The organism is Prochlorococcus marinus str. GP2 (assembly GCF_000759885.1).
Lineage (GTDB): Bacteria > Cyanobacteriota > Cyanobacteriia > PCC-6307 > Cyanobiaceae > Prochlorococcus_A > Prochlorococcus_A marinus_J.
This window is the reverse complement of the sequence record NZ_JNAH01000003.1, coordinates 279,417-299,019: the sequence shown is the minus strand read 5'-3', so window position 1 is coordinate 299,019 and position 19,603 is coordinate 279,417. Positions and strand designations below refer to the sequence as shown.

Sequence of the window (19,603 nt, the reverse complement as noted above, 5' to 3'; positions counted from 1 at the left end):
TAATGGGTGTGACCTAGAAAAAACTTAGGAAATAAAATCCTTAAATAAATTAAGAATGTGAGATACCGATCGACCTAAGGTGACAAAATTAATATTTAACATTTTGTTGTCTCCCTGTTAGGAGGTGATCCAGCCGCACCTTCCGGTACGGCTACCTTGTTACGACTTCACCCCAGTCATTAGCCCCACCTTCGGCGTCCTCCTCCACAAGGGTTGGAGTAACGACTTCGGGCATGGCCAACTTCCATGGTGTGACGGGCGGTGTGTACAAGGCCCGGGAACGTATTCACCGCAGTATGCTGACCTGCGATTACTAGCGATTCCTACTTCACGTAGGCGAGTTGCAGCCTACGATCTGAACTGAGCCACGGTTTATGGGATTTGCTAGCCCTCGCGAGTTTGCTGCCCTTTGTCCGTAGCATTGTAGTACGTGTGTAGCCCAGGGTGTAAGGGGCATGATGACTTGACGTCATCCACACCTTCCTCCGGTTTATCACCGGCGGTCTTTCTAGAGTGCCCAACTAAATGCTGGCAACTAAAAACGTGGGTTGCGCTCGTTGCGGGACTTAACCCAACATCTCACGACACGAGCTGACGACAGCCATGCACCACCTGTCACTGCATTCCCGAAGGCACCCTCAAATTTCTAAGAGGTTCGCAGGATGTCAAACCCTGGTAAGGTTCTTCGCGTTGCATCGAATTAAACCACATACTCCACCGCTTGTGCGGGCCCCCGTCAATTCCTTTGAGTTTCACACTTGCGTGCGTACTCCCCAGGCGGAACACTTAACGCGTTAGCTACGACACCGAAGGGGTCGATTCCCCCGACACCTAGTGTTCATCGTTTACGGCCAGGACTACAGGGGTATCTAATCCCTTTCGCTCCCCTGGCTTTCGTCCATGAGCGTCAGTAATGGCCCAGCAGAGCGCCTTCGCCACTGGTGTTCTTCCCGATATCTACGCATTTCACCGCTACACCGGGAATTCCCTCTGCCCCTACCATACTCAAGCCTTTCAGTTTCCACTGCCATGATGGAGTTAAGCTCCACGCTTTAACAGCAGACTTGAAAAGCCGCCTGCGGACGCTTTACGCCCAATAATTCCGGATAACGCTTGCCACTCCCGTATTACCGCGGCTGCTGGCACGGAATTAGCCGTGGCTTATTCCTCAAGTACCGTCATATCTTCTTCCTTGAGAAAAGAGGTTTACAGCCCAGAGGCCTTCGTCCCTCACGCGGCGTTGCTCCGTCAGGCTTTCGCCCATTGCGGAAAATTCCCCACTGCTGCCTCCCGTAGGAGTCTGGGCCGTGTCTCAGTCCCAGTGTGGCTGATCATCCTCTCAGACCAGCTACTGATCGAAGCCTTGGTGAGCCATTACCTCACCAACTAGCTAATCAGACGCGAGCTCATCCTCAGGCGAAATTCATTTCACCAATAGGCATATGGGGTATTAGCGGTCGTTTCCAACCGTTATCCCCCTCCTGAGGGCAGATTCTCACGCGTTACTCACCCGTCCGCCACTAACCCGAAGGTTCGTTCGACTTGCATGTGTTAAGCACGCCGCCAGCGTTCATCCTGAGCCAGGATCAAACTCTCCGTTGTGTTCAAATCCTTTTGTAGATAAATCTACTCAATATGAATTGCATTCTCCAAATAAATATAAGATTGACTTAAGTTATTTAGGTTCAGCCTCCTTAAATAATTAAGGATTACTTTGAGTGCACATTAAAAAAAATTTCTAAAGTGACTTTCCAAGATCTCAGATCCGTTGGTTTCCAAAAGAACTAAAAGTTAGCAATTGAAAACAATTTATATATTCTTGACGGGACCTCACACCTTTATTGCAAATACATCTAAAAATTACCAATATAAATTTGATAAAGTCTAGACGCAATAAAAGCATCAGTTCCTAAGTTTTTAAATTTTCTAGGTGCCGAGTTAAACAAAAAGTGGATAACTCAATTAGAAGGGTAAACCCTTCTTCTGGCTGGAGATATTGACCGAAATCAAATGTCCAAAAAATTCATTCATTTACCAAAAATCAGATTTAAGATTAATGCTTGAATCATGCAAAAAAAAATATATTTTTGCCCAGAAGAAAATACTAAACCATCCAACTGTAATTGTGCAACCTTTTATACAAAAAATTTTTATTAATTTTTTATTTGTTCAAAGTCTCTTTAAACAACTAGGCTTAAATAGAAGGTTATAAATGTAATGGCAGAAAGATTTAGTCAGAAAAATTTAAGAGTGAGACCAAGTTCTGATGAAGAAAAAATTGTAACAAATGCAAAAAAACACTTCGAGAAGACTTTAGTCGAAATCTCAGGCGAGTTAGTCGGCAGTGTTGCTGCACTAGAACACCCCACAAAAGATAAAAAGTTAAATTACGTAGAAATATTTTTAAGAGACAACGTCCCAGTAATGATTTATCTCATTACTCAAAAACGATACGAAATCGTAAAAAAGTTCCTTACTGTGTGTCTTGAGCTACAAAGCACTAATTATCAAACGCGTGGAGTGTTTCCTACTAGTTTTGTTGAAGAAAATGGAAAGCTTATCGGAGACTACGGTCAAAGATCGATTGGCAGAATTACTTCAGCTGATGCGAGTTTATGGTGGCCCATTTTATGTTGGTACTATGTCAACAAAAGTGGTGATTATGCTTTTGGAAAAAGTCAAAGCGTACAAAGAGGTATTCAACTTTTACTAGATCTAGTTCTGCATCCAACCTTTGAGGGCACTCCTGTACTTTTCGTTCCAGATTGCGCATTTATGATAGATAGACCTATGGATGTATGGGGAGCACCTTTAGAAGTTGAGGTTTTACTTCATGGATGTTTAAAAAGTTGTATAAACTTGATGGAATTAAGTCGAGCAGATCATGTGAGCAGACTTTTAGATCAAAGACTTATTCTTACAAATCAATGGGTTAGGGATTTAGGAAGTTTCCTCCTAAAACACTATTGGGTTACCAGCCAAACAATGCAGATTTTAAGGAGAAGGCCAACAGAGCAATATGGAGATGATCAACACTTTAATGAATTTAATGTTCAACCACAAGTAGTTCCCTCATGGCTTCAAGATTGGCTAGAAAATAGAGGTGGTTATTTGATAGGAAATATAAGAACAGGTAGACCTGACTTTCGATTTTACAGTTTAGGAAATTCTCTGGCCTGTATATTTGGGGTACTGCCACCTGCAGAACAAAGAGCCTTATTTAGATTAGTTTTACACAACAGACAGCATTTAATGGCTCAAATGCCTATGAGAATATGTCATCCTCACATGGATGTCGAAGAATGGCAAAATAAAACCGGATCAGACCCAAAGAATTGGCCTTGGAGTTACCACAATGGGGGGCATTGGCCAAGTTTACTTTGGTTTTTTGGTGCGGCTGTTCTTTTACATCAAAAAAATTACACTTCTGATGATGTAATTCTTATGGAAGAAATGAGATCTTTAATAGAGGAATCGTATTGGTGTCAACTTAATCAGCTACCTAAGCAAGAGTGGGCAGAATATTTTGATGGACCGACAGGTACTTGGGTTGGTCAACAATCAAGAACTTACCAAACCTGGACAATAGTTGGTTTTTTATTAATGAATCACTTTTTAAGGGTAGAAAATAATGACCTAGATATGTTTAAAATTTAAACTTAAAATAAGCCAAGAGTTAATGATTTATCAATTGGTAAACATGCACCAATACCGAGATATATTGTTAGAAAAGTTCCAAACAAGAAAACAGACATTGCTATAGGTCTTCTAAAAGGATTAGAAAATTTATTAACGTTTTCTATGAAGGGTAGAATCATTAAACCTAGGGGTATTAGAGTTTGAAGGGCAATACCCAAAAGTTTATTAGGAACTACTCTAAGTATTTGAAAAACTGGATAAAGGTACCATTCAGGAAGTATTTCTAATGGCGTTGCGAATGGGTTTGCTTTATCACCTAACATTGCAGGATCAAGAACCGCTAGACCAACTACACATGCAATAGTTCCTAAAATAACAACAGGGAAAATATATAATAAATCATTTGGCCATGCTGGTTCACCATAGTAATTATGACCCATACCTTTTGCTAATTTTGCTCTTAATTTTGGATCAGATAGATCAGGTTTTTTTAACGTAGACATTTAATTTTTGTTAATGGTTTAAGTATAGAAGTTTATAAAGGTCCTGAAATGCCCTGTTTACGAATCATTAAAAAGTGCATCAACATGAATACAGCTAATGACCATGGTAAGACAAAAGTATGAAGACTATAGAATCTGGTAAGGGTTGATTGTCCAACACTTTCTCCACCTCTGAGTAACTCAACCATAAAATCACCAATTACTGGAATAGCTGCAGGAACACCAGAAACAATTTTGACTGCCCAATAACCCACTTGATCCCAAGGCAAGGAATATCCTGTAACACCAAAAGCAACTGTAATAACAGCCATTACAACACCTGTTACCCAAGTTAATTCTCTTGGCCTTTTAAAACCACCGGTTAAGTAAACCCTAAAGACATGAAGAATTAACATCAAAACCATCATTGATGCACTCCATCTATGCACAGATCTTATTAGCCATCCAAAACTAACATCAGTCATGAGATAACTTACTGAACTATAAGCTTGCGTTACTGTTGGCTTATAGTAAAAAGTCATTGCAAAACCTGTTGCAAATTGGATTAGGAAGCATACTAAAGTTATGCCTCCTAAACAATAAAAAATATTAACGTGAGGGGGTACGTACTTGGAAGTTACGTCGTCAGTTATGTCTTGGATTTCAAGTCTTTCTTGAAACCAGTCATAAACAGATGAAGAATTCGCCATCCAAAAAAAAATTAGCTTTGATATAAAGAGCTTACTTAAAATTCTTATACTTGGTGTTAACACTTAACCCAATGAATTCATCTTTTAACAAACTTTTAACATTCAAAATATTGATCGCTGTATTAATGATCAGTATTTTTTCTACCAATTTTTTATTCATTGATAGAGCCTATGCTCTTAGTGATAGCAAGCAATTAGTACTTGACGCTTGGACCTTGGTGAATGAGGGGTTTTATGACCCAGAAAAGTTTGATGAAATCCAATGGAAGAGAATTAGACAAAAAACATTACAGAAACAAATTGAAACAACTGAAGAGGCTTATTCTGCAATTGAAGACATGTTAAGACCTCTAGACGATCCTTTCACGAGAGTTTTACGCCCAAAAGATTATGAACTTCTGAAATCAAGCAATTTTGGTAGTGAGATTAATGGTGTTGGGCTTCAATTAGGTGACGATGAGGATAGAAATAAAGTTAAAGTTATATCTACTCTTGGGGGCTCCCCAGCAGAAGAAGCTGGAATAGTTAGCGGGGATATTATAGAGAAAGTAGATGGAATTTCATCTCAAGAACTTGGCCTTGCAAGTACTGCCTCAAAATTAAGAGGTGAATCAGGAACCAAAGTTTTAGTTGAAATTTCTTCGGAATCTGGAGAAATTAGAGAAGTAGATTTAGAGAGAAGATCAGTAGACCTTAGACCAGTAAGGACAAAAAGATTAAGAGAAGATTCTCATACAATAGGATATTTGAGAATAACTCAATTTAGTGAAAGCGTACCAAAAAAAGTTGAAGAAGCTCTTCAAGAGTTAAAAGAGAAAGATGTTGAAGGATTGATTCTGGATCTTAGAAATAATTCAGGCGGACTAGTAAGCTCAGGGATAGCAGTTGCAGACTCTTTATTAAGTGAGAGACCAGTAGTAGAAACAAAAGATAGGAATGGAATCAAAGATGCAATAATTTCACAAAAAGAGATATCTTTTGATGGCCCAATGGTCACTTTGGTAAATAAAGGGACGGCTAGTGCTAGTGAAATACTTGCAGGTTCTTTACAAGATAACGGTAGATCAATTCTTATGGGAAAACAAACTTATGGTAAAGGTTTAATTCAATCCCTAAAAAGTTTGGGCGAAGACAGTGGAATAGCCATTACTGTTGCTAGTTACATAACTCCTAACGGTAATAATATTCAAGGTCAAGGAATGACGCCTGACAAATTACTAGATTTACCTGAAGCGAGTGAATACGGAAATGCTGATGATAAATGGGTAAGGAATGCAGAATTATTTCTGGAGTCGGTTCTTGAAAAAGAAGATTTTTTAAATCAAGCTAGTGAAGCGAGTGATGAGGGAATAAAAAGCTGAAACGGCAAAATAAAAAGATAATTTAATCATTATGACTATTCAACGAATTTTTCATGACCCAATTCATAAAGAAATAGTATTTGATTCAGGAAAGCCAGAAGAATTAATGATTATGGAATTAATTGATACAGTTGCTTTTCAAAGATTAAGAAGAATAAAGCAACTAGGGGCGGCATCATTACTTTTTCATGGTGCAGAATCGAGTAGATTTACTCATTCAATTGGCGTATTTTGTATCGCAAGAAAGATATTTAAGAAATTAATTGAGTCTAAATCTTCATTTTGCGAAAATAAATTTGTACTATATGGAGCTGCTTTATTGCATGATTTAGGTCATGGACCTTTAAGCCATACCAGTGAAGTTTTATTCGATCATAATCACGAAGAATGGTCTCGAAAATTAGTTCAAAATTATTCTCCAATAAATTCAATACTCAAAAAATATGACAATAAATTACCCAGACAAATTGGGGAATTATTTGAATCAAAACAAATATTTTCAAAACCTTTAAAAACATTAATTAGCAGTGAAATTGATTGCGATCGTCTCGATTATCTTTTACGTGATAGTTACAACACTGGGACCAAATATGGTTTAGTGGATTTAGAAAGAATTATTTCAGCTCTTACTTTTTCACCTGATGGGAATATTGCAATCAAGCCAAAAGGAGTTATCGCCATTGAGCATTTCCTAGTACTAAGAAACTTAATGTATAGAACTATTTATAACCACAGAATTAATGAAATATCAACATGGATTCTGGAAAAAATAATATATACGATAAAACATAATTATTCAAAAAAAATTTGGTTAGATAAATCCCTCCATAAATGGATATTTTCCCCAGGAAACGTAGATTTTGATGAATTCATTAGATGTGATGATATAACCTTTTATTACCATTTAATAAGATGGAAAGATGAATCTTTTGAGCCCCTTTCTACACTATGCAAAATGTTTATCGATAGGGATTTATTAAAAGCATCAGATATAAGTTTTTTAAGTATGATAGAAAGACTAGAAATCCTTGCATTTGCAAGAAAATTATGCAAATCCAATAATTACGATTCAGAAATTTTTTGTGGAATTAAGGAAAGATCTTTTAATGGTTTTGAAACTAATAATGCATTAAAAATATGGGATGGCACCTTTCAAAACTCATTAGAAAATAGTTCTGCATTAATAAAAACTTTAATAAAACCTGAGGAAAGTACCTTTATTATTTACCCAGGTGTAATCAAAAATGAAATCGAAAATCAAATTTCAACATTAAAGAATCATATCTAAATTTATATCAATGGAACTCGTTTTAAATTATCCTAAATGTAAATATTCAGAAATTATATCTTTAAGAGACTTAGACAATATTAACGAATACCTTAAAAAATTTTCTTCGATTAAAGGACCTGTCGAAGCAAAATTTTTCGTAATAAACGACTCAATAAGTTCTCATCAATTATCAGAATTCAAAAATATTATTCACAAAATTAACGCTTGTTCTTTAACTATTTATTCTAATAATAGGAATACGATATTAGCTGGAAAGTCTCTAAAAATAGATTCAAATTTTGTTAATGCACAAGAGATTAAAAATAAGTTGCATTTATTTAATTCAAAAGAGAAAGAAGATACTCTTCATGAAGGGACAGTAAGATCAGGAGAGAGAATATCTTCAAATGGAAATCTCTGCATAATTGGAGACGTTAATCCCGGAGCCATAGTTTCCGCTCAAAAAAACATTTACGTTTGGGGCAAACTTCTAGGGATTGCTTTTGCAGGGAAGGGCGGAGATAAAAATGCCTCTATAGCATCACTTTATTTAAAACCTGTACAGTTAAGAATTGCTGATGTAATCGCTATTGGTCCAGAGGAGAAGCCTAAAAATCATTATCCTGAAATTGCCTTCATAGATGAGCAAACAATCTCTATTAATCCTTACATAATAGAAACTAAAAATTAATCAATAGATTTGAAATATTTTAACTAAAATTGAGAAATTTAAGAATTACTTAATCTTTAAAAGATTTAACTTTTAAAAAGTGGTCTTATTATTTAAAAAATTATTAAATTCTTGGCGGAAAATACTCGCACAATCTTAATTTGCTCAGGTAAAGGTGGAGTTGGTAAAACTACACTTACTGCAAATCTAGGCATTGCACTTGCTAACAGCGGAGCGACCACTGCTGTATTAGATGCTGATTTTGGTTTAAGAAATTTAGATCTTCTCTTAGGATTAGAAAATCGCATAATTTACACGGCTCAGGATGTTTTAGACAATAATTGTCGCCTTGACCAAGCATTGGTCAGACACAAAAAGGAACCCAATCTTGCTCTCTTACCTGCCGGAGACCCTAGGATGTTGGATTGGATGAAGCCCGAAGATATGAAAAAAATTAGTGAGCTACTAAGTAAAAAATTCGATTTTGTTTTAGTAGATTGTCCTGCAGGAGTAGAAGACGGTTTCAAAAATGCTCTTGCAGCTTGTAAAGAAGCTATCGTAGTTACCAACCCGGAATTATCTGCAGTGCGTGACGCCGATAGAGTGATAGGAATTCTTAATACTTCAGATATTAAGCCCATACAGCTTGTAATTAATAGAGTTCGGCCAAATATGATGGCTAGCCAAGAAATGCTATCTATCGAAGATGTTCAAGGGATCCTTTCTTTGCCTTTATTGGGTATTGTTTTAGAAGATGAGCAGGTAATAATAAGCACAAACAGGGGAGAACCGCTAACACTTACAGATACAAGATCTCCCGCGAAAAAATGCTATTTGAATGTTTCTCAAAGACTTACAGGAAAAGATGTACCAATTATCGACCCAAAAAATGAAGGTAAAAGCCTAAAAGATAAATTCATGAGATTAATGCAAACAAAGGTTTTTTAAAAAATGATGACTCTAAGAGATCTTATAAATAAGTTACTAGGCAGGGAAACGGCTAGTGCAAACACAGCAAGAGAAAGATTACAACTTGTGCTAGCACATGACAGAGTTGATATGAGTTCACTAACAACTGATCTTTTGGATAAGATGAGAAAAGAAATTCTTGACGTTGTTGCTAAATATGTTGAGATTGATTTTGAAGAGGTAGCAGTAAGCTTGGAAACTGAGGATAGAATGACTGCATTAGTAGCTAATCTACCAATCAAAAGAACTATTTCTGGAGAAATAAAATTCAAGAAAAATGATAAAGCGGATAAAGATATCAAAAAGTAATAAATTTTAAAAAAGCCAAAAATACTAATAATTGACCCTTCCTAATTGTAAGATGGGATGATAGCCGGCTTAGCTCAGCGGTAGAGCAGCGCTTTTGTAAAGCGAAGGCCATCAGTTCAAATCTGTTAGCCGGCATTTTGGGCTATTTAATTCCTACCAATAGTTTTTCTCGAAAATAACGAAATCAAACCTATTAAAGCGATTATCGGAAATAATCTTATTTCAAGAACATGCTCTAAAAAAGATGCGAGGGGTTCAAATATCCAATAGGAAAAAAATTGAATTAATAAAACAAAAAGTAATAATACAAACACTAATTCAATTCCCTAACTAATACTTCTCCTTCTCTTATTATTCTCCAATCGCCACTTCTCTGCCAAGATATAATAGTACTAGCTTTCCCACTACTTTTTCCCCATGGGAAAGGTCCTAAAATTTTTACCGAAGGGAAGTCTAAAGCAATTCCTTCAGCTGTCATTGATCCTGTAAAACCTGAAATATTAGCACTTGAAGTTAATAATGGACCGGTTTCTTTCATTAGAGATTGAGCTATATTTGAATTTGGGATCCTTAACCCAAGAGTAAGATCTTTGCTTGTAAGAATTAAGGTGTGTTTTTTTGAAGAGGGAATAACCATTGTCAGAGCTCCAGGCCAATAATTCGAAGCTATATTTTTGTAATCTTCTTTAGCTGATTCGTGAACATAATCTATTAATTGTTTTTGTTCTGATCCCATAAGAATTAAGGGTTTATTTTGATCTCTTTTTTTAAATTTATAAATAATGTTTGAAAAATTTGGCAGGCATCCAATTGCAGGCAAGGTATCTGTTGGGAAAATAATTGGTAAACCACTTTTAAGAGTGTTCAAAGCTGATTCTTGATCTACTAAATTCATTTATATTTTTATCAATAATTTATTTATATCTCCCAATCGTAAACCTACCAATACCAGAAAGATCATTCACGATTTCAATTGATGTAAATTTATTTTTTAAAAGTAGTTGTTTTACTTTTTCACCTTGATCATAGTGATTTTCTAAAATCAACCATCCCTTATCTTTTAGATAAAATGGTGCTTTTTGAATTATTTCCCTAATGTGTTTTAAACCATCGTCGCCTCCAAGTAAAGCAATTTTTGGTTCAAAATTTTTAACCTCTTTGGGTAATCTTTCATAAGTATCCTCAGGGATATATGGTGGGTTTGAAATAGCGAGATCTAATTTTCCCTTAAAGCTTTCGAGAGGGTTCCACCAATGTCCGCAACTAAATTTTAAATTTGATTGACTAAAAGAATTATTATAATTTTCAGTAGCTATTTCTAATACATCTTTATCTATGTCAGTCGCTATTCCATCCCATAATGGATACGCTAACGACAACGCAATGCTTATAGCACCTGATCCCGTTCCTAATTCTGCAAAAAGTAATTTTTGTGAATTTTCTCCAAATATTTTTAAAACAATATCAATTATCAGCTCAGTCTCTGGCCTAGGGATTAGTACTTTATTTGTGACTTTTAATTTTAAGTTTCTCCAAAAAGCTACTCCACATAGATGTTGAATAGGATTAGATTTTAATAAATGATCTTCCCAAACAGATTCTAAAAAGTCTAAGTTTTTTTTTAAATATAAATTTCCCTCAGGATTAATATTTAAAATATTTTGATCGCAAGCAGATAATCCCCCCAAACAATCAAGTAATAAAATAAAGGATTGTTGGTCTCCACCTTTAGAAAGTTGCTTTTTTTTCCAAAATAAAAATTCTTTTATAGGAATGCAAAGCATTTATTAAACTTTAGCGTTTTGGGCCAAGCCTACCTTTACTGGAGTCAGAATAGAAGCTTGATTTTTCGCCATCTTGAGTAGAAATAAATAAGCCAATAAGGAAAATTGTTGGCACCCCTACAAATAAAAGACTAGCTACGAATCCAAAATTAGTTGTTTCCATTTAGTTGGCAATTCTGTTAAGTACTAAGACTATAGACATATAACTTTAAATTAAGTGGAAAAATCAACAAATTTTATTAACAGATTAACAGTCTTAAACAATTTAGCGAGGTAATTTTTTATTTTCGCTAATTTTTTTGAGTTCTTCCAAATTTGAAGGAGGAGATTGAGGTTTTGTTAAAATTACTGCAGACGATTTTATCAAAGTTTGACAGGCAAGTCGCCAATTCTCTGGTCTATTTTGAAGTTTTTCTTCTTCAACTGATGTAAGTGGGCTAAGAGAATTTTTATTTCCTCCTTCAACGGAAATAAAACAAGTACTACATTGTCCAGCCCCTCCACAATTTCCTAAAATACCTTTTAATCCATAAAGCTGTAAATTCTCTTTAAGTACAAGTTCCCTTAAATTTTCACCAGGATTGCATTGAACCTCAATATCCTCACGGATGAATCTGATAGTTGCCATTTTTTTTGTTATTTTTCTTATTTTGGCGTTTTACTTTGAGAATTGTGACCAAAATATTAACAATTTTCAGCCATAATTTCCTTATAAACAAGCTCATAGCAATTGATTTACCCAGTTTTAGCAATAAAGTTAATTTATTTACAAAAATCCCTCAAAGACTAAAAAACCCTTACTATCATGTTGTTTAGCTGTTTATTCAGCATAGTTACTAGAAATTAACCGATGGGATTGCCTTGGTATCGAGTTCACACAGTAGTTATTAACGACCCAGGTCGACTACTTGCTGTGCATCTTATGCATACTGCATTATTAGCCGGCTGGGCCGGTTCTATGGCTCTTTATGAATTAGCCATTTTTGATCCTTCTGATGCTGTTCTCAATCCAATGTGGAGACAGGGAATGTACGTTATGCCTTTTATGGCTAGATTAGGAATCACAAGTAGTTGGAATGGATGGGATATTACGGGTGCTACGGGTGTTGATCCTGGATTCTGGAGTTTTGAGGGAGTTGCTGCAGCACACATAGTATTTAGTGGACTATTAATGTTGGCCTCAATCTGGCACTGGACATACTGGGACTTAGAGTTATGGGAAGATTCAAGAACAGGAGAACCCGCTCTCGATCTTCCAAGAATTTTTGGAATTCATCTTCTTCTAGCTGGAATTACATGCTTTGGCTTTGGAGCATTTCATTGCGCGAACGTGGGTATTTGGGTTTCTGACCCCTATGGTTTAAATGGCCATGTAGAAGCAGTTGCTCCTTCATGGGGAGTGGATGGATTTAATCCTTTTAATCCGGGTGGGATAGTTGCAAATCATATAGCAGCCGGACTTTTGGGAATAATTGGAGGAATCTTTCACATTACTAATAGGCCGGGAGAAAGACTTTATAGAGCATTAAAACTTGGTAGTCTTGAAGGAGTTTTAGCTAGTGCTTTAGCTGCTGTGCTTTTTGTATCTTTTGTTGTATCAGGAACAATGTGGTACGGTTCAGCCACAACTCCAATTGAGTTATTTGGTCCAACTAGATATCAGTGGGATTCAGGTTATTTCAAAACTGAAATCAATAGAAGGGTTCAAGCTGCCATTGATAATGGTGCTACAAAAGAAGAAGCATATGCTTCTATTCCAGAGAAATTAGCTTTCTACGACTACGTTGGAAACAGTCCTGCTAAAGGTGGATTATTTAGAGTTGGAGCTCTCGTTAATGGCGATGGATTACCAACTGGGTGGCAAGGTCACATTGCTTTTCAGGACAAAGAAGGTAATGAATTAGAAGTTAGAAGAATACCTAATTTCTTTGAAAACTTCCCAGTCATACTTGAAGATAAAGATGGCAACGTTAGGGCAGACATACCCTTTAGAAGAGCCGAAGCTAAGTATTCATTTGAACAAACAGGCATAACTGCAACTATCTATGGAGGAGATTTAAATGGACAAACATTTACAGACCCTGCTGTAGTTAAAAGATTAGCTAGAAAAGCGCAGCTTGGAGAAGCATTTAAGTTTGACAGAGAAACTTATAAATCTGACGGAGTATTCCGAAGTTCTCCAAGAGCATGGTTTACGTATGCTCATCTATGCTTCGGTCTGTTATTCTTGTTTGGCCACTGGTGGCATGCTTCAAGAACTCTTTACAGAAATTCCTTTGCTGGTATTGACGCTGAGATTGGTGACCAAGTTGAATTTGGTCTATTTAAGAAACTTGGTGACGAAACCACAAGAAGAATCCCAGGAAGGGTTTAAATTAAACTTTATTACTTAATCTTATGGAAGCCTTTGCTTACGTTCTTATTTTAACTCTCGCAGTTGTTACATTATTCTTTGCTGTCGCCTTTAGAGATCCCCCTAAATTTGATAGAAAATGAACTTTTCAAAAACCTCTTTAATTTAAGAGGTTTTTTTTTACTTTCCATTATTTACATATTAATCTACTATTAGAGTTAAAGTTCACTTTATTTCACCACATGCAGTGTCCAACCTGTCAAAATACAGATAGCAGAGTTTTGGAATCAAGATCTGCTGATAGTGGTAAAAGTGTTCGAAGAAGAAGAGAGTGCTTAAATTGCAGCTTTAGATTTACAACTTATGAGAGAGTCGAATCTATGCCAGTTTCAGTTATTAAAAAAGATGGTAGCAGAGAATTATTTGATAAACAAAAATTATTTACTGGTATATCAAGAGCTTGCGAAAAGACTAACTTCAGTAGTGAAGCAATTATTAATTTCGTAGATGGAATTGAATCACAAATTGTTCAAGATTCTAATAAAGATATAAAATCTTCACAAATCGGGGAATTAATACTTAAAAATCTTAGAAAAGAAAACGAAGTCGCTTATATAAGATATGCTTCAGTTTATAGAAAATTCAATGGGGTAAAAGATTTTATTTCTACTCTTGAATCTCTAAAAGGAAGTTCAAAAAACCAATTAGCTTCAATTTTTTAAAATTCAGCATCTTAAAGTGTAGAATACATAACACCAATCTTTTTGCTATTGGTTTGCAGGTCAATAGCATTCCTTTCTAACTACCTTAGGTAGTCTGCGATACAACAAATGAACGAAAATTCTTCCCCAACCATTAAAGAACTTTCTGAGGATCAAGAAATAAAAAATTCTTCTGAGTTAGATAATGATTCAGCATCCCAAAATGAGGAAGATTTATCATTCGAGAAGAGCGATATCCCTTCAGCAGATTCTTCCTCAAGCAGAACAAATACGGATTTTGACAACGCAGGATTCACACAAGAAGAATTTGCATCGCTTTTGGGTAAGTATGACTATAACTTTAAGCCTGGCGATCTAGTTAAAGGTACTGTTTTTGCTTTAGAGCCCAAAGGGGCAATGATAGATATAGGGGCAAAAACAGCTGCTTTTATGCCTGTTCAGGAGGTTTCAATAAATCGAGTTGAAGGACTTAATGATGTTTTACAACCTTCAGAAAGTAGAGAATTTTTCATAATGAGTGAAGAAAATGAAGATGGCCAGTTAGCCCTCTCCATTAGAAGAATTGAATATCAAAGAGCATGGGAAAGAGTTAGACAACTCCAAAAAGAAGATGCCACTATATACTCTGAAGTTTTTGCGACAAACAGAGGCGGAGCTCTTGTGAGGGTAGAAGGCTTGAGAGGGTTTATTCCAGGCTCTCATATAAGCGCTCGAAAAATTAAAGATGACTTAGAAGGTGAATATTTACCTTTAAAATTTCTTGAAGTTGATGAAGAGAGAAATAGATTAGTACTAAGTCATAGAAGAGCTTTGGTTGAGAAAAAAATGAATAGACTTGAGGTAGGTGAGGTTGTTGTTGGTTCTGTAAAAGGTATTAAGCCTTATGGCGCCTTTATTGATATTGGTGGAGTTAGTGGTTTATTACATATATCCGAGATCAGTCACGAACATATTGAGACGCCCCATAATATTTTAAATGTAAATGACCAAATGAAAGTAATGATAATTGACCTTGATTCGGAAAGAGGACGAATTTCACTTTCCACTAAAGCACTTGAACCTGAACCAGGCGATATGCTCACTGATCCTCAAAAAGTTTTTAGTAAAGCTGAAGAAATGGCTGCGAAATACAAGCAAATGTTATTTGAGCAAACTGACGACAATGAAGAAATTCCTTTAGCTTCCTCTTAAACAGTCTAAATTTACTTTTTTGATAAACAGACTTTATGGCAACCAATAAGTCTATTAATTCTTAAACAATTTTTTGTAAATTTACAATCAATTGATTAGTAACTATAGTCTAATTTAGGATAATTCTTATAATTCAAAATTCCATTTAAATGAGTGATTTCATCTTCACTTCTGAATCCGTAACTGAAGGTCATCCTGACAAAATATGTGATCAAATAAGTGACGCTGTTTTAGATGCTTTACTAACAGAAGATCCAGAAAGCAGAGTTGCATGTGAAACTGTTGTAAATACTGGTCTTTGCTTACTTACTGGAGAAATAACTTCAAAAGCAAAAGTCGATTATATAAAACTTGTAAGAAATATAATTAAAGAAATTGGATATGTAGGCCATAAAGCAGGTGGTTTTGACGCAAATAGTTGTGCTGTTTTAGTAGCACTTGACGAGCAATCACCAGATATTTCACAAGGAGTAAACGAAGCCGATGATATAAACGATGATTTAGACAACAATACTGGAGCTGGCGACCAAGGCATCATGTTTGGCTATTCATGCGATGAAACTCCTGAATTGATGCCCTTACCTATCAGCTTGGCTCATAGATTAGCCATTCAACTTGCCAAAGTTAGACATGAAAAGGTTCTGAGTTATCTCCTCCCCGATGGTAAAACTCAAGTAAGTATTGATTACGAAAATGGAGTACCAGTTTCAATTAACACAATTTTAATTTCAACTCAACATAATCCCGAGATTGATGGAATTAAAAATGAAGAAGAAATTCGTCAAAGAATAAAAGAAGATTTATGGAAGAATGTTGTAGTTCCTGCTACTAAAGATCTAGCAATCAAACCAAATATTCACAAAACAAGATTTCTAGTAAACCCCACGGGAAAATTTGTTGTTGGGGGCCCTCAGGGAGATGCCGGTCTTACTGGTAGAAAAATTATTGTAGATACTTATGGTGGATATGCAAGACACGGAGGTGGTGCATTTTCAGGCAAAGATCCTACAAAAGTGGACAGATCAGCTGCTTATGCAGCACGCTATGTAGCTAAAAGTATAGTTAAGGCAAAATTAGCAAAAAAAGCTGAAGTGCAGCTTAGTTATGCGATTGGCGTTGCAAAACCAATTTCCATACTCGTTGAAACTTTTGGCACTGGTGTTATTTCGCAAGCTAATTTGACTAACCTTATTCAAAAACACTTTGATTTAAGACCTGCAGCAATAATAAAAGAATTTGACTTAAAAAATCTACCCAAAAAAATGGGCGGTAAGTTTTTTAGAAAGACTGCATCTTACGGACATTTTGGTAGAAGAGATCTTGAGCTCCCTTGGGAAAATGTTGAAGAAAAAGCAGCCCAATTAGTTGAGGCATCCAAAATATTTTTATAAAACATTTAATCTATGCCTAATAATTTTTGTGGAGGTTTAGACTTTGGAACAAGTGGTGCAAGAATATCTATAATCAACTCTCATAAAGAATTAATATATTCAAATTCAGTTCCTTATCCATACAGCTTTAAGAATCCAAATTCTTGGATAATTTCCTGTGAAAAACTTTTAGATAATTTACCTATTAAGCTGAAAAGTAATCTCAATAAATTGGCTATATCTGGTACCTCAGGAACTTTGACAGCATTTAATTTTAACGGAGAACCGATAGGAGAAGCAATTCCTTATGACCAAGCATGTAATGAACAAAAGATCCTGCTTGAATCGTTAACCTCTGGAGAAAATCATTTACGAACTCCATACAGTAGTCTTGCAAAAGCATTAAGCCTAATAGATAAATATGGGACAAATATTCTTTTAAGACATCAATCAGACTGGATCACTGGTTGGTTTTTAAAAGATTGGACTCATGGAGAAGAAGGTAATAATATCAAGCTTGGTTGGGATCTTATAAAAGAATCATGGCCAAAAAGCTATTTCAATACTTCATTGCAAAAATGCTTGCCTCAAATAATAAAAAGTGGAAAAATTATTGGCCAAGTAAATTCTAATTTAGCCAAGAGATTTAACTTGAATAAGAATTTAATATTAATCTCAGGCACTACTGACTCTAATGCAAGTTTAATAGCTGCGGGTTTAGGTAAAGAGGATGGCGTCACAGTTTTAGGAACAACCATTGTGATTAAACAAATTATTGATAAGCCTGTAAAAGAAGAAGGAATTACAACCCATAGAGTCAATGGCAATTGGATCTGCGGAGGAGCATCAAATGCAGGATGCGGCATTTTATCTAAATTTTTTTCTGATTTAGAAATTAAGGAACTAAGTAGACAAATAAATACATCGAAAAACACTTCTTTGAATCTTTTACCTCTTAATAGTAGAGGTGAAAGATTTCCTATTAATGATTCTAATTTAGAGCCGATTCTTGGTCCTAGACCAGTAAGCGACTCACTTTATTTACATGCATTATTCGAGGGTCTAGCTAAAATTGAGTTAAAAGGATGGGAAAAGCTCTCTGAACTAACAGGCTCACTTCCCAAAAAAATTATTACTATTGGTGGAGGTTCAAAAAACCCTCAGTGGAGAAAAATAAGAGAAAAAATTATAAATATACCAATAGTTTCATGTAATAAAACCACTTCATTTGGTGCTGCATTATTAGCCATTAATTCAAACAAATAATTTTTAGATATTTAATGAAGATATAAATTATTAATGAAAAGGTTTCACAAACTACACATCGTAATTTAAAGTATATAGGTTAGAGCCGGGATAGCTCAGTTGGTAGAGCAGGCGACTGAAAATCGCCGTGTCCCCAGTTCAAATCTGGGTCCTGGCACCTTTAAGACCCTGTCCTAGGCAGGGTTTTATAATTTCAAATCATGGAAAACTCGTTATTTTTTCGCATTTTTTTACAACTTAAAATTTTTAGTTTTCGACTCTACAGACTTGACCAATAACACCCAAAATCAGTTTATCTCCATTTGGATCCTGCCAATTAGCTAAATCATTGAAATTACTATTTGCTTCATCTATTGAGACATCAACATCTCTAAATGATTTTTCAAAACAATTTATATCCATTGTGTAGAGAATATCCTTAGTAATTTCACTTTTTGTTTTGGGAATAAATTTACTCAATACTCTTACAGAACCATCCTCATTCCTTTTGATACTTTGCCTATCCCATAACTGCTCTCCGTATTCACTTTTAGGGACTCCAACCCATTCATGAGGCAAAGCTTCTGATTTTTTTATTGAAATGCAAAAGAAAACGATAATCGAAAGGACTAAATTAATGAAATTTCTAAAAAATATTGAATTAACTTTATTCTTAGAATGAATCATGACAACTTATGGAATACAAATATTTTTTATTTGGTAGGAAATATAAGATTAAAAATTTGTAAAAATTTTTATTGATTAGTATTTCTATTATAGATAGAATCAATTATTAAATTAAGAATTTACTTCCAATAAATTTATTAGAAAAATAATGAATAAAATACAGAAATTTCTCTCAGTAGTTTTTTTCATTGCAATATTTGTAATATTGATTTATTTGATCCAAAATTATGGGATTGAACCTTTAAGGAACAAAATAGAAAGTATGGGGATTTGGGCTCCTTTTGGAATATTTATCCTTAGAGGAGTAAGTATTATTTTACCTGCCCTTCCAAGTTCTGCTTATTCTCTGCTAGCTGGTTCATTACTAGGTTTTCAAAAAGGTTACATGACAATAATCTTTTCTGATATCGTTTTTTGCCAAGCTGCTTTCTTTATTGCGAGAAATTATGGTCGGGTTCCTGTACGTAAATTAGTAGGCCCAAAAGCAATGCAAAAGATTGAAAGTTTTAATCAAAACCAGCTAGAAGAAAATTTCTTTCTTATGACAGGTCTACTAATGACTGGCCTTTTTGATTTTCTAAGCTACGCAATTGGCATTGGAGGAACTCGCTGGAAAATATTTACTCCTGCATTATTAATAAGTCTTCTAATCAGTGACTCTATACTAGTAGCAGTAGGAGCTGGAGTTAGCCAGGGAGCAGGATTATTTCTAGGGATTGCTCTGTTGGGAATGTTTGCTTTAGCAACTATTTCAGGATTGGCAAAAAATAAAATGCCTAAATAACAAAACAGTTGATAATTCTGTAATCAAAGAAGAAAGATATGACATTTTCGCAAACAA

Annotated in this window: 20 protein-coding genes, 2 tRNA genes and 1 rRNA gene; 15 read left to right on the top strand and 8 right to left on the bottom strand. The window is 35.3% G+C overall.

Annotated elements, in window-relative coordinates; genetic code table 11:
* Positions 1 to 117: 117 nt before the first annotated feature.
* Positions 118 to 1,602 (bottom strand): 16S ribosomal RNA (locus EU91_RS06040).
* A 615-nt stretch (positions 1,603 to 2,217) separates the two neighbouring features.
* Between EU91_RS06040 and EU91_RS06045 the strand changes: the two genes are divergently transcribed.
* Positions 2,218 to 3,657 (top strand): glycoside hydrolase 100 family protein, encoded by a 1,440-nt coding sequence (locus EU91_RS06045; protein WP_032524073.1) that lies wholly within the window; start codon positions 2,218 to 2,220, stop codon positions 3,655 to 3,657.
* A 2-nt stretch (positions 3,658 to 3,659) separates the two neighbouring features.
* Here the strand turns inward: EU91_RS06045 and petD are convergent, their stop codons facing one another.
* Both petD and petB read right to left on the bottom strand, forming a co-directional pair.
* On the bottom strand, positions 3,660 to 4,142 hold the full coding sequence (gene petD / locus EU91_RS06050) for a cytochrome b6-f complex subunit IV (protein WP_002808353.1): 483 nt from the start codon (positions 4,140 to 4,142) through the stop codon (positions 3,660 to 3,662).
* A gap of 32 nt (positions 4,143 to 4,174) precedes the next feature.
* On the bottom strand, positions 4,175 to 4,831 hold the full coding sequence (gene petB, locus EU91_RS06055; protein WP_011817812.1) for a cytochrome b6: 657 nt from the start codon (positions 4,829 to 4,831) through the stop codon (positions 4,175 to 4,177).
* A 71-nt stretch (positions 4,832 to 4,902) separates the two neighbouring features.
* Here petB and ctpZ point away from each other — a divergent pair, with 71 nt between their 5' ends.
* The 6 genes from ctpZ to EU91_RS06080 all read left to right on the top strand — a co-directional run bounded on the left by ctpZ (position 4,903) and on the right by EU91_RS06080 (position 9,545).
* Positions 4,903 to 6,192: a carboxyl-terminal processing protease CtpZ gene (gene ctpZ, locus EU91_RS0108455; protein ID WP_032524072.1), complete on the top strand. Its 1,290-nt coding sequence runs from the start codon at positions 4,903 to 4,905 to the stop codon at positions 6,190 to 6,192.
* A 31-nt stretch (positions 6,193 to 6,223) separates the two neighbouring features.
* Positions 6,224 to 7,480 (top strand): HD domain-containing protein, encoded by a 1,257-nt coding sequence (locus EU91_RS06060; RefSeq protein WP_032524071.1) that lies wholly within the window; start codon positions 6,224 to 6,226, stop codon positions 7,478 to 7,480.
* 10 nt (positions 7,481 to 7,490) lie between these two features.
* Entirely contained in the window at positions 7,491 to 8,153 is a 663-nt protein-coding gene (locus EU91_RS06065) for a septum site-determining protein MinC (protein ID WP_032524070.1), read from the top strand.
* Positions 8,154 to 8,264: 111 nt separating this feature from the next.
* Entirely contained in the window at positions 8,265 to 9,080 is an 816-nt protein-coding gene (gene minD / locus EU91_RS06070; protein WP_032524069.1) for a septum site-determining protein MinD, read from the top strand.
* 3 nt (positions 9,081 to 9,083) lie between these two features.
* Positions 9,084 to 9,410, top strand: coding sequence for a cell division topological specificity factor MinE (minE, locus tag EU91_RS06075; RefSeq protein WP_032524068.1), 327 nt, complete (start codon positions 9,084 to 9,086; stop codon positions 9,408 to 9,410).
* Positions 9,411 to 9,473: 63 nt separating this feature from the next.
* A tRNA-Thr gene (locus EU91_RS06080) sits at positions 9,474 to 9,545 on the top strand.
* 178 nt (positions 9,546 to 9,723) lie between these two features.
* Here EU91_RS06080 and EU91_RS06085 read toward each other — a convergent pair.
* The 4 genes from EU91_RS06085 to EU91_RS06100 form a co-directional block, all read right to left on the bottom strand.
* Positions 9,724 to 10,305 (bottom strand): L-threonylcarbamoyladenylate synthase, encoded by a 582-nt coding sequence (locus EU91_RS06085; RefSeq protein ID WP_032524067.1) that lies wholly within the window; start codon positions 10,303 to 10,305, stop codon positions 9,724 to 9,726.
* 19 nt (positions 10,306 to 10,324) lie between these two features.
* Positions 10,325 to 11,194: a peptide chain release factor N(5)-glutamine methyltransferase gene (gene prmC, locus EU91_RS06090; protein ID WP_032524066.1), complete on the bottom strand. Its 870-nt coding sequence runs from the start codon at positions 11,192 to 11,194 to the stop codon at positions 10,325 to 10,327.
* A gap of 10 nt (positions 11,195 to 11,204) precedes the next feature.
* Positions 11,205 to 11,357 carry a photosystem II reaction center protein PsbM gene (gene psbM, locus EU91_RS06095; protein ID WP_011817804.1) on the bottom strand — a complete coding sequence of 51 codons (153 nt, stop codon included), beginning with the start codon at positions 11,355 to 11,357 and terminating at the stop codon, positions 11,205 to 11,207.
* Between the two features lie 102 nt (positions 11,358 to 11,459).
* Complete coding sequence (locus EU91_RS06100) at positions 11,460 to 11,822, bottom strand: 2Fe-2S iron-sulfur cluster-binding protein (RefSeq protein WP_032524065.1); 363 nt, start codon at positions 11,820 to 11,822, stop codon at positions 11,460 to 11,462.
* A 222-nt stretch (positions 11,823 to 12,044) separates the two neighbouring features.
* Between EU91_RS06100 and psbB the strand changes: the two genes are divergently transcribed.
* The 7 genes from psbB to EU91_RS06130 all read left to right on the top strand — a co-directional run bounded on the left by psbB (position 12,045) and on the right by EU91_RS06130 (position 18,253).
* Positions 12,045 to 13,568 (top strand): photosystem II chlorophyll-binding protein CP47, encoded by a 1,524-nt coding sequence (gene psbB / locus EU91_RS06105; RefSeq protein WP_032524064.1) that lies wholly within the window; start codon positions 12,045 to 12,047, stop codon positions 13,566 to 13,568.
* Between the two features lie 23 nt (positions 13,569 to 13,591).
* Positions 13,592 to 13,690: a photosystem II reaction center protein T gene (locus EU91_RS0108450; protein WP_011131951.1), complete on the top strand. Its 99-nt coding sequence runs from the start codon at positions 13,592 to 13,594 to the stop codon at positions 13,688 to 13,690.
* 99 nt (positions 13,691 to 13,789) lie between these two features.
* Positions 13,790 to 14,269: a transcriptional regulator NrdR gene (gene nrdR / locus EU91_RS06110; RefSeq protein ID WP_032524063.1), complete on the top strand. Its 480-nt coding sequence runs from the start codon at positions 13,790 to 13,792 to the stop codon at positions 14,267 to 14,269.
* A gap of 108 nt (positions 14,270 to 14,377) precedes the next feature.
* Positions 14,378 to 15,460 carry a 30S ribosomal protein S1 gene (locus EU91_RS06115; RefSeq protein ID WP_032524062.1) on the top strand — a complete coding sequence of 361 codons (1,083 nt, stop codon included), beginning with the start codon at positions 14,378 to 14,380 and terminating at the stop codon, positions 15,458 to 15,460.
* 149 nt (positions 15,461 to 15,609) lie between these two features.
* Positions 15,610 to 16,851, top strand: coding sequence for a methionine adenosyltransferase (gene metK, locus EU91_RS06120; RefSeq protein WP_032524061.1), 1,242 nt, complete (start codon positions 15,610 to 15,612; stop codon positions 16,849 to 16,851).
* 12 nt (positions 16,852 to 16,863) lie between these two features.
* The gene (locus EU91_RS06125; protein WP_032524060.1) at positions 16,864 to 18,096 is read left to right on the top strand and encodes an FGGY-family carbohydrate kinase; all 1,233 of its coding nucleotides are present in this window, start codon (positions 16,864 to 16,866) and stop codon (positions 18,094 to 18,096) included.
* Between the two features lie 84 nt (positions 18,097 to 18,180).
* Positions 18,181 to 18,253 (top strand) — tRNA-Phe (locus tag EU91_RS06130).
* Positions 18,254 to 18,342: 89 nt separating this feature from the next.
* Here EU91_RS06130 and EU91_RS06135 read toward each other — a convergent pair.
* Positions 18,343 to 18,762: a hypothetical protein gene (locus EU91_RS06135; RefSeq protein WP_032524059.1), complete on the bottom strand. Its 420-nt coding sequence runs from the start codon at positions 18,760 to 18,762 to the stop codon at positions 18,343 to 18,345.
* Between the two features lie 148 nt (positions 18,763 to 18,910).
* Here EU91_RS06135 and EU91_RS06140 point away from each other — a divergent pair, with 148 nt between their 5' ends.
* Positions 18,911 to 19,546: a TVP38/TMEM64 family protein gene (locus EU91_RS06140; protein WP_032524058.1), complete on the top strand. Its 636-nt coding sequence runs from the start codon at positions 18,911 to 18,913 to the stop codon at positions 19,544 to 19,546.
* Positions 19,547 to 19,603 lie beyond the last annotated feature (57 nt).

Bases quoted from the DNA above. Each gene is read 5' to 3' on its own strand.
- petD (WP_002808353.1), bottom strand. From the start codon at position 4,142: ATGTCTACGTTAAAAAAACCTGATCTATCTGATCCAAAATTAAGAGCA.
- petB (WP_011817812.1), bottom strand. From the start codon at position 4,831: ATGGCGAATTCTTCATCTGTTTATGACTGGTTTCAAGAAAGACTTGAA.
- EU91_RS06060 (WP_032524071.1), top strand. From the start codon at position 6,224: ATGACTATTCAACGAATTTTTCATGACCCAATTCATAAAGAAATAGTA.
- ctpZ (WP_032524072.1), top strand. From the start codon at position 4,903: ATGAATTCATCTTTTAACAAACTTTTAACATTCAAAATATTGATCGCT.
- minE (WP_032524068.1), top strand. From the start codon at position 9,084: ATGATGACTCTAAGAGATCTTATAAATAAGTTACTAGGCAGGGAAACG.
- prmC (WP_032524066.1), bottom strand. From the start codon at position 11,194: ATGCTTTGCATTCCTATAAAAGAATTTTTATTTTGGAAAAAAAAGCAA.
- EU91_RS06135 (WP_032524059.1), bottom strand. From the start codon at position 18,762: ATGATTCATTCTAAGAATAAAGTTAATTCAATATTTTTTAGAAATTTC.
- EU91_RS06100 (WP_032524065.1), bottom strand. From the start codon at position 11,822: ATGGCAACTATCAGATTCATCCGTGAGGATATTGAGGTTCAATGCAAT.
- psbB (WP_032524064.1), top strand. From the start codon at position 12,045: ATGGGATTGCCTTGGTATCGAGTTCACACAGTAGTTATTAACGACCCA.
- nrdR (WP_032524063.1), top strand. From the start codon at position 13,790: ATGCAGTGTCCAACCTGTCAAAATACAGATAGCAGAGTTTTGGAATCA.
- EU91_RS06140 (WP_032524058.1), top strand. From the start codon at position 18,911: ATGAATAAAATACAGAAATTTCTCTCAGTAGTTTTTTTCATTGCAATA.
- EU91_RS06065 (WP_032524070.1), top strand. From the start codon at position 7,491: ATGGAACTCGTTTTAAATTATCCTAAATGTAAATATTCAGAAATTATA.
- EU91_RS0108450 (WP_011131951.1), top strand. From the start codon at position 13,592: ATGGAAGCCTTTGCTTACGTTCTTATTTTAACTCTCGCAGTTGTTACA.
- EU91_RS06115 (WP_032524062.1), top strand. From the start codon at position 14,378: ATGAACGAAAATTCTTCCCCAACCATTAAAGAACTTTCTGAGGATCAA.
- EU91_RS06085 (WP_032524067.1), bottom strand. From the start codon at position 10,305: ATGAATTTAGTAGATCAAGAATCAGCTTTGAACACTCTTAAAAGTGGT.
- EU91_RS06045 (WP_032524073.1), top strand. From the start codon at position 2,218: ATGGCAGAAAGATTTAGTCAGAAAAATTTAAGAGTGAGACCAAGTTCT.
- EU91_RS06125 (WP_032524060.1), top strand. From the start codon at position 16,864: ATGCCTAATAATTTTTGTGGAGGTTTAGACTTTGGAACAAGTGGTGCA.
- metK (WP_032524061.1), top strand. From the start codon at position 15,610: ATGAGTGATTTCATCTTCACTTCTGAATCCGTAACTGAAGGTCATCCT.
- psbM (WP_011817804.1), bottom strand. From the start codon at position 11,357: ATGGAAACAACTAATTTTGGATTCGTAGCTAGTCTTTTATTTGTAGGG.